10 protein-coding genes are annotated in these 9839 nt (G+C 29.7%); all 10 read left to right on the top strand.

All coding sequences use genetic code 11. From position 1 onward, the window contains the following. Positions 1-210: 210 nt before the first annotated feature. The 10 genes from B3W71_RS14075 to B3W71_RS14120 all read left to right on the top strand — a co-directional run bounded on the left by B3W71_RS14075 (position 211) and on the right by B3W71_RS14120 (position 9711). Positions 211-627, top strand: coding sequence for a hypothetical protein (locus B3W71_RS14075; RefSeq protein WP_346889566.1), 417 nt, complete (start codon positions 211-213; stop codon positions 625-627). A gap of 119 nt (positions 628-746) precedes the next feature. Then, complete coding sequence (locus B3W71_RS14080) at positions 747-1253, top strand: GNAT family N-acetyltransferase (protein ID WP_346889567.1); 507 nt, start codon at positions 747-749, stop codon at positions 1251-1253. Positions 1254-1584: 331 nt separating this feature from the next. Beyond that, on the top strand, positions 1585-1761 hold the full coding sequence (locus B3W71_RS14085; RefSeq protein ID WP_346889568.1) for a hypothetical protein: 177 nt from the start codon (positions 1585-1587) through the stop codon (positions 1759-1761). Positions 1762-2287: 526 nt separating this feature from the next. Next, positions 2288-4033, top strand: coding sequence for an ABC transporter ATP-binding protein (locus B3W71_RS14090; RefSeq protein ID WP_346889569.1), 1746 nt, complete (start codon positions 2288-2290; stop codon positions 4031-4033). Positions 4034-4053: 20 nt separating this feature from the next. After that, complete coding sequence (locus B3W71_RS14095) at positions 4054-5841, top strand: ABC transporter ATP-binding protein (RefSeq protein ID WP_346889570.1); 1788 nt, start codon at positions 4054-4056, stop codon at positions 5839-5841. Between the two features lie 238 nt (positions 5842-6079). Continuing rightward, positions 6080-6517 carry a VOC family protein gene (locus tag B3W71_RS14100; RefSeq protein ID WP_346889571.1) on the top strand — a complete coding sequence of 146 codons (438 nt, stop codon included), beginning with the start codon at positions 6080-6082 and terminating at the stop codon, positions 6515-6517. A 204-nt stretch (positions 6518-6721) separates the two neighbouring features. Next, positions 6722-7153: a GNAT family N-acetyltransferase gene (locus tag B3W71_RS14105; RefSeq protein WP_346889572.1), complete on the top strand. Its 432-nt coding sequence runs from the start codon at positions 6722-6724 to the stop codon at positions 7151-7153. 69 nt (positions 7154-7222) lie between these two features. Further along, positions 7223-7756 (top strand): GNAT family N-acetyltransferase, encoded by a 534-nt coding sequence (locus B3W71_RS14110; RefSeq protein WP_346889573.1) that lies wholly within the window; start codon positions 7223-7225, stop codon positions 7754-7756. A 213-nt stretch (positions 7757-7969) separates the two neighbouring features. After that, positions 7970-8812 carry an MBL fold metallo-hydrolase gene (locus tag B3W71_RS14115; protein ID WP_346889574.1) on the top strand — a complete coding sequence of 281 codons (843 nt, stop codon included), beginning with the start codon at positions 7970-7972 and terminating at the stop codon, positions 8810-8812. 47 nt (positions 8813-8859) lie between these two features. Beyond that, positions 8860-9711, top strand: a complete 852-nt coding sequence (locus B3W71_RS14120) for a GNAT family N-acetyltransferase (protein ID WP_346889575.1) — start codon at positions 8860-8862, stop codon at positions 9709-9711. Positions 9712-9839 lie beyond the last annotated feature (128 nt).

Below are 9839 nucleotides of genomic sequence, written 5' to 3' on the forward strand. Positions count from 1 at the left end.
AATATTTTATATAAGATTAGTAATACATTTTGCAAAAGCCCCTTTTTCATACATGTTCATCATGAAGACAATTTAAGGATAAAAGTCTCAAGTAGGAGTGATAGTTTTAGTGGCATAGATTAATACATATGATTTACTCATTATTGATAAATTGATTATATATATCATTCCATAAATGGTATAATTATATTAAAAGCTAGGAGGGATTATATGATTATTGTATTAACAGTTTTAAACATACTATTAGTAGTAATATCAGTAATCTATATGGTAAAAAATATTCTTATTAATTACAAATTATCTAATAGTGGACTTAAAAATGCATGTGTTGCTATACTTCTTTGTGTGATGGTATGGTTTGCAGGCAATGGAGCTTTTCTTGGGGTAAAGTTAATAGAAGCAGAGGACACATTAGAATATATGAGGGCTAGTGAAAAAAAAGAATATGAAGGTCTATATATAATAGCGATTGAAAAAACTATTAATAGAGAGAAAGAATATATAGGAAGATATACTGCTGTGTCAGGAATATCATTTATAGCTTTTGTACTATTAACAAAAAATATTTCTAAAGAGATAAAGGAAAGACCTACCACAAGTAAATGGGATTTATCTAAATTTAAATAATAGATTTTCATGTTTACAAACTCCCATAAAAAAGGTTAATATAATTGAAGAAGGTTTATCAATGGCTACGCATGAGATAAATTTTCAAAATATAAAGATATTTATAGGGGGATTTTAACATGGAAGGAATAATAAAAACTAAAGTAGAAAACTATACTTTAAGATTTGCTGAAGAAAAGGACATACCTTTAATTCTAAGATTCATAAAGGAATTAGCAGATTATGAAAAGCTTTTAAATGAAGTAGTTGCTACTGAAGAAATTCTAATGGAATCATTATTTGTAAGAAAGGCAGCACAAGTAGTAATTGGAGAGTATGAAGGTACACCAGTAAGCTTTGCGCTATTTTTCCACAACTTCTCAACTTTCACAGGTAAACCAGGTTTATATCTAGAAGATTTATATGTAAGACCTGAGATGAGAGGTAAAGGTATGGGAAAAGCTCTTCTTTCTTTCCTAGCTAAACTAGCAGTAGAAAGAGATTGTGGTAGATTTGAATGGTGGTGTATTGATTGGAATGAACCATCAATAAAATTCTATAAGCAACTTGGAGCAATACCAATGGATGAATGGACTGTTTATAGAGTATGTGATAAAGCTTTAACTGATTTAGCTGGAGAATTTTAATTTAGGCATCTTCAAAAAATAAATAAGTCAGAATGCTCGTCTATTTGACTTATTATTTATTTTCAGATGCCTTATAACTATATTCTAAAGAAAAATTTAAAGCTCAATTTATTATGAATAATAAATTTAAAACTTTAATTTTTTAGCGACTATTTTATAGTCGCTATTTTTTATAATCTTAACTGAATAAAAAATATATTTAATAAATTCAAAAAATTTAGAAAAAGTTGTTGACAATATTTATAAAAGTTGTTTATAATGAAAAGGTAGTAAAAATTAGTAAAACTACTAATTAATATTAGAAATAAATTTTAAAGAAGGAGGTAGGAATATGTTAAATAATTTATTTATAATCAGTGAAATGAATATACTCAGTGAAATGAATATAATTAGAGCTAATGCTAGAGTCCATGTTGGCACTGGCAATATTAGTGATGTCAATAATAGAGTTTTACAATTAAATACTTTAAATATTACCCTACCTCATAATATAGGTTTAAAAAGTTGATTTTTAATTAAACTATTTTGTGATAAAAGTCCTAGGGTAACCCTAGGACTTTTTTATATATTTATAAGGCTTTTAATTCTAATATTTTTACTAAGCTAAATTTGCTTAGATAAAAATAAATATAAGCCTAAAATAAATTTTAATACTTAAGGAGTAATCCATAGTATTATTCACGATATGGAAGATTTAAGTCATAATCCTATATACCAAGAGGTATAGGATTATGACTTTTTTATTTTAGGCACATGAAAATAAATAATAGACCAAAGANNCTATGACAGGATTTTAACGACGCAGTATTCGTGGCAAATAGGCGAGAAAACTGATCTATTATTTATTTGATAGTGCCTTATATCTGTAGATAATTTATAGGCAACAGAGTTTAACAAAAATGGGGATTATGGAATCGAAAGGGAGGAAATATCATGACTAAGAGGTGGCTTGCAAATATTAGTTTTGCACATTGAAAAGAAAAGACAATACAAGGGGTTAATTATGATAACTCAAATTGCAAGGAGGGATTCAAGTGAAAAAAATCTTGAGCTATGTAAAAAATCATTTAGGGGTAACTATATTTGCTATAGTTTCAATGATTCTAGTAATTTCAGCAGACTTAACAATGCCGTATATAACTGGAATATTTATAGATGACGTACTCCGCGGTAAAAATTATGAAATTATAAATAAAATCTTATTTCTTATAGGATGCATATCATTAATAAAGTTTTTCTTTGGATACTTAAAGGAATATTTATTCGACTATTTAGGAATTACCATTTCTAAAGAAGTTAAGGAAACTTTATTTAAGCATATTGAAGGACTATCATTCTCATACTTTGACAAAGTAAATACTGGGGAGTTAATGTCAAGGGTTGGAGAAGATACAGACAATATCATGGATATTATGGGCTTCGGATTTAGATTATTAATAGAAAATATAGCTTATTTTTCTATAGCTTCAGTTCTATTACTAAGAATAAGTCCAGTATTAACTTTAGTAGCTCTTTCTACTATGCCAATAATTGCATATATCACCATAAGATCTGAAAAGAAGATTGATAAGGTATATGACAAAATAAGTGATCATATTGCAGAGCTAAATACAACAGCACAGGAAAACATTGCTGGAGTTAAGCTAGTTAAAGCTTTTGGAAGAGAAAAACATGAAATTCTTAAATTCTTAAGATATAACTCTAAAAACTTTGATTTACAAATGGAGCATACAAAGATCTGGATTAAGTTTTTTCCATTAGAAGAGTTCCTAGGAAATCTTTCTATAGTACTTGTAACCTGTGTAGGTGGAATTTTAGTAATCTACAATAAGATTACAGTAGGTCAATTGGTGGCATTTACTAGTTACTTATGGATGCTTATCTGGCCAATGAGAGAATTTGGATGGCTTATGAATCTATTCTCTAGAACTAAGGCTTCAGCAGGAAAGATAAATAAAATATTAGAAACTAGAACCACTATTGAAAATTCTAAGGATGGAATTGTTCCAGGGAATATAGAGGGAGAATTATCCCTTAAAAACGTATCCTTTAGATATAACGAAAAGAATGTATTAGAGAATATAAACCTTGATATCAAGGCAGGATCAACAGTGGCTATAATGGGTACTACAGGTTCAGGAAAGTCCACATTGATGGGTCTTTTAGGAAGAAACTATGACATTACAGAAGGAGAAATAACTTTAGATGGAATAACCATTAAGGAGTTAAATCTAAAAACATTAAGAGATAAAATTTCTATAGTTCCACAGGATTCCTTCCTGTTCTCTGACACCGTAGAAAACAACCTTAAATATGGTAAGAACAATGCTACAAGAGAAGAGTTAGAAAAAGCTATAGAACTAGCTTGTGCAAAGGAATTTGTAGATGAACTTAAAGAAGGTTATGACACCTTAATTGGAGAGAGAGGTCTTGGACTCTCTGGAGGTCAAAAACAAAGATTGTGCATAGCTAGAGCTCTTCTAAGAGAAAGTAAAATCTTAATTTTAGATGATTCCACTTCTGCTTTAGATATGGAAACAGAGTATCAATTACTTAAAAATCTATATCATGGAGAAACAAAGAAGACTACATTTATCATTGCTCATAGAATATCAGCTGTAAAAAATGCAGATGTAATTTTATACATGGAAGATGGAAAGATTGTAGAACAAGGAAATCATCAAGAGCTTTTAGATCAAAAAGGCAAGTACTTTGAAATATATCAGACTCAATTTAAAGATTTCTTAGAGTTGTCCGATGAAGATGTGGCTAACTTTTAAAGAAGAAAGAAGGTGCTAGAATGGCAAAGAATTCAGTTAATCAAGATGAAAAAATTAATAGTTTAAAAGGGCGAGAGATACTACTTAGACTAGTAAAATATTTAAAGCCCTATAAATTAAAAGTAAGTTTAGTACTTTTTCTTATGCTTATAGTAATGGGCACAGGGCTTTTAAGCCCTATGCTTTTAAGAATCGCTATAGATAATTATATAGAAGTAAAAGATGTGATAGGGCTTATAGTTATAAGCTTAGGATTAGTAGGAATAAATGTTATAAGTATGTATGCTAGCAAATTATCTACCTATCAAATGAACAAAACAACTCACAGTATACTCCACACCATAAGACAAGAACTTTATGTGCATATACAAAAGCTATCTTTTTCCTTCTTTGATGATAGACCAGTAGGAAAAATTTTAGCTAGAGTTGTTGGAGATGTGAACTCTCTTTCAGAGTTATTCTCTAAATCAGTTACTACAGTTGTACCACAAGCATTGATGCTTATATCTATAGCAGTAATATTGTTTGTAATGAATGCAAAACTAGCTTTAGTTTCTATAATGATTTTACCAGTTCTTATGGTGGTAGTATCTACAATAATGGTAAAATCTAGAGCTAAATGGCAGATATTTAGACAAAAACGTTCTAATTTAAATGGGTTTACCCATGAATCCTTTTCAGGAATAAAAATTATTCAAAATTTCACCTTTGAAAAAGAAACTACAAAGAAGTTTGAAAAGTCTGTAGGAGAAGTTAGAAATGGGTTTTTATCAGCTGTTAAGTATAATGACTGGCTTTGGTCATTTATTGATATGTCCTTTGGAATTAGTTCCATCATAGTATTTTGGTATGGAGCAACCTTAGCTAGAAGCGGAGAAGTTTCCATTGGAACAATAATAGCATTCATATCTTATACAAATATGTTCTGGAGACCTATTATAAATATAGCTTCATACTATAACACTTTAGTAACTAACTTTGCAGCAGCAGAGAGAATATTTGAGATTATGGATGTAGTACCAACCATTAATGAAATGGAAGGCAGAGAAGAGATGCCAACTATCAAGGGTGCAGTAGAATTTAAAAATGTTTCCTTTGAATATGAAAAAGATGTTAAGGTACTTCGCAATGTAAGCTTTAAAATAAAACCAGGTGAAAATATTGCCTTAGTTGGACCAACAGGAGCTGGAAAAACTACTATAACTAGTTTAATAAGTAGATTTTATGATGCCACTGAAGGAAAAGTTTTAATCGATGGCAAGAATGTTTCTAAAGTTAATCTCTACTCCTTAAGAAGTCAAATGGGAGTAATGCTTCAAGACACCTTCTTGTTCTCTACTTCTATTAAAGAGAATATAAGATATGGAAAATTAGATGCAACGGATGAAGAAATCATAGCAGCAGCTAAGGCTGTGAATGCTCACGAATTTATTATGAAGCTAGAAAAGGGATATGACACAGAGGTTAATGAAAGAGGATCAAGACTTTCAGTAGGTCAAAGACAACTTATATCCTTTGCAAGAGCATTACTTGCAGACCCAAGAATCCTTATCCTTGACGAGGCAACATCTAATATAGATACAGCTACAGAAATACTAGTTCAAAGAGGAATAAATAAGCTACTTCATGGAAGAACTTCCTTCGTAATTGCCCATAGACTTTCCACCATAAGAGACTGTGACAGAATCATGGTAGTAGATGATGGTGAAATTGTAGAAAGTGGAACTCATGAGGAATTATTAAAGCTTAAAGGCTTCTATTATAACCTATATATGGCTCAATACAGTTTCCTAAATGAAGGAGCTTAAGGGGTCATCTAAATATAAGATTTAGATCTGGGAGCTTACTCATTTGAACAAAGAAAAGGAGTTTCATTGGAAGCAATGTGAAGAAATTAATTGCTATGTAATGTAGAGTTAAAGATAAACTCTTAGTTATCTAAATAGTTTCCTATATAAATANNTATTTATATAGGAAACTATTTAACAATTTAACTATATCAAAATTTATTATATACAACCATATATCACACGAGGAGGATATTTAATGGAAAATAATAAAGCTAAGCTAACAAATGTATGTCCAGTTTTTATATCTGAAGATGTGAAAAAAACTGTAGATTTCTATGTTGAAAAACTGGGATTTAAATTTGCAGCACATTATGATGAGATTGACAACTTTGCAACAATATATAGAGATTCTATTGAGTTTGTAATTGTACAATCGAAGTTTGGACAAATACAATCAAACACTAAAAGATATGGTGTAGGTCATGATGCTTATATTGATACTGACACAGTTAGTGGGGTTGATATAATTTATGAAGAATTTGTTTCCAAAGGTGTTCATATAGTATCAAAACCACATAAAACAGATTATGGTAGTTATGAATTTGCTATTGAAGATATTGATGGAAGATTGATTGGGATAGGACTTATTTATAGCAATCAAATATACTTTAAAAACTCAAATTATTTGGATTAATATATTGATATAAAATTTATCTATTTTTATATAATGACTTATCGGTAAAGTTATTAATAAGTTATCTGTATTTGTAGTTAAAATTCACTATTCTTATAAAATGAACTAATAACTTTTAGACACTAAAAAGATTATAAAATGAAAGGAAGTGAGTTCTAGTGGGAGTTTGGTACTTATGATGCGCTCTCTCACTAGAGATAATATATGAATAAAGACAATATCAAAATAGAAATACCTAATGAGGAAGAAATAGATTATATTGATGAAATGCTTATGGAACATAACAAACTGTTTGAACCCTTTGAACAAGAGGAGCCATACATTAAGATAAATCGTTGTATTAAGAATGAAAAGGGTGAAGTTATAGGGGGCATATTAGCTTACTCTGTGTTTTGGCACATCTTCTATATTGACACATTGTGGGTTAATGATAAGTATCGCAATAGAGGATATGGCTCAATACTTTTAGAAGAGGCAGAGGATGCAGCAAGGAGTCAAGGATGTCATATAGCACATCTAGATACCTTCGATTTTCAAGATCCAGACTTTTATATGAAGAATGGATATAAGGTTTTTGGAATTTTAGAAGATAGCCCTAAAGGACATAAGGAGTATTTTTTAACTAAGAAGCTATAAATGAGGTTAAGAGAAATCTTTGAATTGAAATGAGGAGAAAATTTTATAGATTTAATAAGGAGTTTTAATATGAAGTTAAAGTTTGTACCTATGAATGATAATTATGCAAAAACAATGATTAATGAATGGAAATATGAAAATGAATATTCCATATATGATTATTGTAATGAGGCAGAAGATTTACTGGAAAAGAAAGATTGGGGTTTCAGTAAATTTGCAGTTTTAAATGAAAAAGAAATTTTAGTAGGGGAATTAGCTATAAATTTTTTTAGAGAAGTTGAAGAAGATTCAGATGATGAAGGTTATGTTGATATGGATACAGTGAAAGATAATCCTGATGTAATTTATGAAATGTGGGTTGGTTTTGGGTTAAAACCTAACTTAACAGGAATAGGTTTAGGAAAAGAATTTGTTTCTGCTTGTGTTAATTTTGCAGTAAAATATCATCAATATAAGGGCGATTATGTAAGGTTAGGAGTAGCTAAATTTAATAAAAGAGCCATAAAAACTTATGAGAAATCAGGCTTTAAAGTATTTAGTGAATATGATGGCAAGATTTCAGGAGAGGAAGTCAAAGTATTATGGATGAGAAAGTCTTTATAGTTTATGAAGCTGATGTAAATGTACTTGCCTTATCTGGAGTTGGAGATAGTAAAGGATTTTAAAAATACGTGATATATAAGTTTCAATAAATAAAATTCATTAATATCTCCTAATGTGATCTAAGATTGCAAGTAAATTTAATGTAGAAATTTTATTAAAACATATATAATAAAAAATCTAATTATAGCTAGAGAGAAAATAGGAGGGATTACTATGAATTTTAAAATAATAGGTAGTGGAGGATGTGTCGCTCTACCAAAGCCACTTTGCTATTGCAGAGTATGTATGGAGGCAAGAAAGAAGGGAAATCCTTATTCAAGGTTTGGATGTAGCCTATATCTAGAAGAAGCTAAGCTGCTTATAGACACTCCAGAGGATATTTCTCAAAGCTTAAATTATGGAGAAATTAAAGAAATAGATAGAATTTTATATAGTCATATGGATCCAGATCATACTCTTGGAATGAGAGTATTTGAACAGCTTCGATTAAATTGGCTGAATATTTCCCAAGAAATAGAATGTAAAAATCCAATAGAAGTTATAGCTATGGATCATGTAATGGAAGATTTAAATTCAATACGCTCAAAACATGGCTCATATTTTGATTACTATGAAAAGGTCAGAAATCTAATAAAAAGGCATATAGTTAATGATTATATAGAAGTAGAAGGAATAAAGATAACTCTAGTTAAAGTTGAATCTGCCACAGTTTTCGTCTTTGAAGAAGGGGATAAGAAGCTTATATATGCTCCTTGCGATGTAAAACCTTTCCCAGTGAATGAAATCTTTAAAGATGCCGATGTAATGATTATAGGTAATACGGTGATTGGTGATGTCTTAAAAGGTGGCTTTAAGATAGAAGAGGACAATCCTCTAAGAGAAGAATTATTTGTAATGGATGAGATAGTGGAATTAAAGAATAAATATAATATTAAAAAAGTTATAATGACACATCTTGAGGAAGATTGGGGAAAATCCTATGATGATTATTTAGAACTAGAAAAGCAGTATGAAGATATTAGCTTTACCTATGATGGAATGGTAATTGAATTATAAAAGGAGGTGAACTTTAGTGAGAGTTAATAGCTCTTGCTATAAAGTGTATGAAGGTAGTTATATATGATAGAGTTGAGGAATTTTTAAAGATTAATGAAAAGATACTCTTAAAGAAAGAAGCATTAAATCAGTTAATACTATTTAATGCATATACAAACAGAGATAAGGATATTAATAAGGATATTTTATTTGGACGTGTAGAAGATAGAGAGGGAATATCACTTATTTTCTGCAATGTGAGTCCATATAATTTGTTAATACACAATTTAAAGGAAGAGGTAGATGACTCCATTAAAGTTTTAGTAAATTACCTCATAGAAAATAAAATTGATATAAGTGGCATTAACTCTAGCAAAAAGGTTTGTGAAAAATTCATTGACTATTATGAAGAAAAAGCAAAATGTAAATTTCATGAGCGTTTAGCCATGGACGTTATGGAGCTAAGAAAACTAAACCAAGTTACTTTACCTAAAGGATACTTTCGTGAAGCTACAGAGAAGGATCTAGATTTAATAATAGATTGGTATATTAAGTTTGGAAAAGAAGCTTTAAATGAGGACATAGCTGTAGAAGGTCTTATAGAAAAATTAGTAACTAGAATTAGAAATGGAACTATATATATTTTCGAAGATGAAAATCATGTGCCAGTTTCCATGGCAGCATTTACAAGACAGCTAAATAAGGGGATTTCTGTTAGTTTAGTTTATTCAGATTCTAGTAAGAGAGGCATGGGCTATGGAGTTGCTGTAGTTTATAACTTAAGTAAATTATATTTAGAAAGAGGAAATGAGTTCTGTAGTCTCTTTGTAGATAAACGTAACCCTGTATCTAATGGAGTTTACGCTAAGATAGGATATAAAATTATTGAAGATAATTTTGATTATAGAATTGCTCAGTAAAATTAAAGGGAGAGGGGGCTTTCGCGAAATAAGCTAATCTAAATAAATATTGAATAAGCACTTATATTATTAACGCTCAGTCGTTTCGAAATATTGATTTACTAAAGCATTTATTCAAGGTAAAATCT

The organism is Clostridium sp. UBA1056 (genome assembly GCA_002316385.1).
Taxonomy (GTDB): domain Bacteria; phylum Bacillota; class Clostridia; order Clostridiales; family Clostridiaceae; genus Clostridium_J.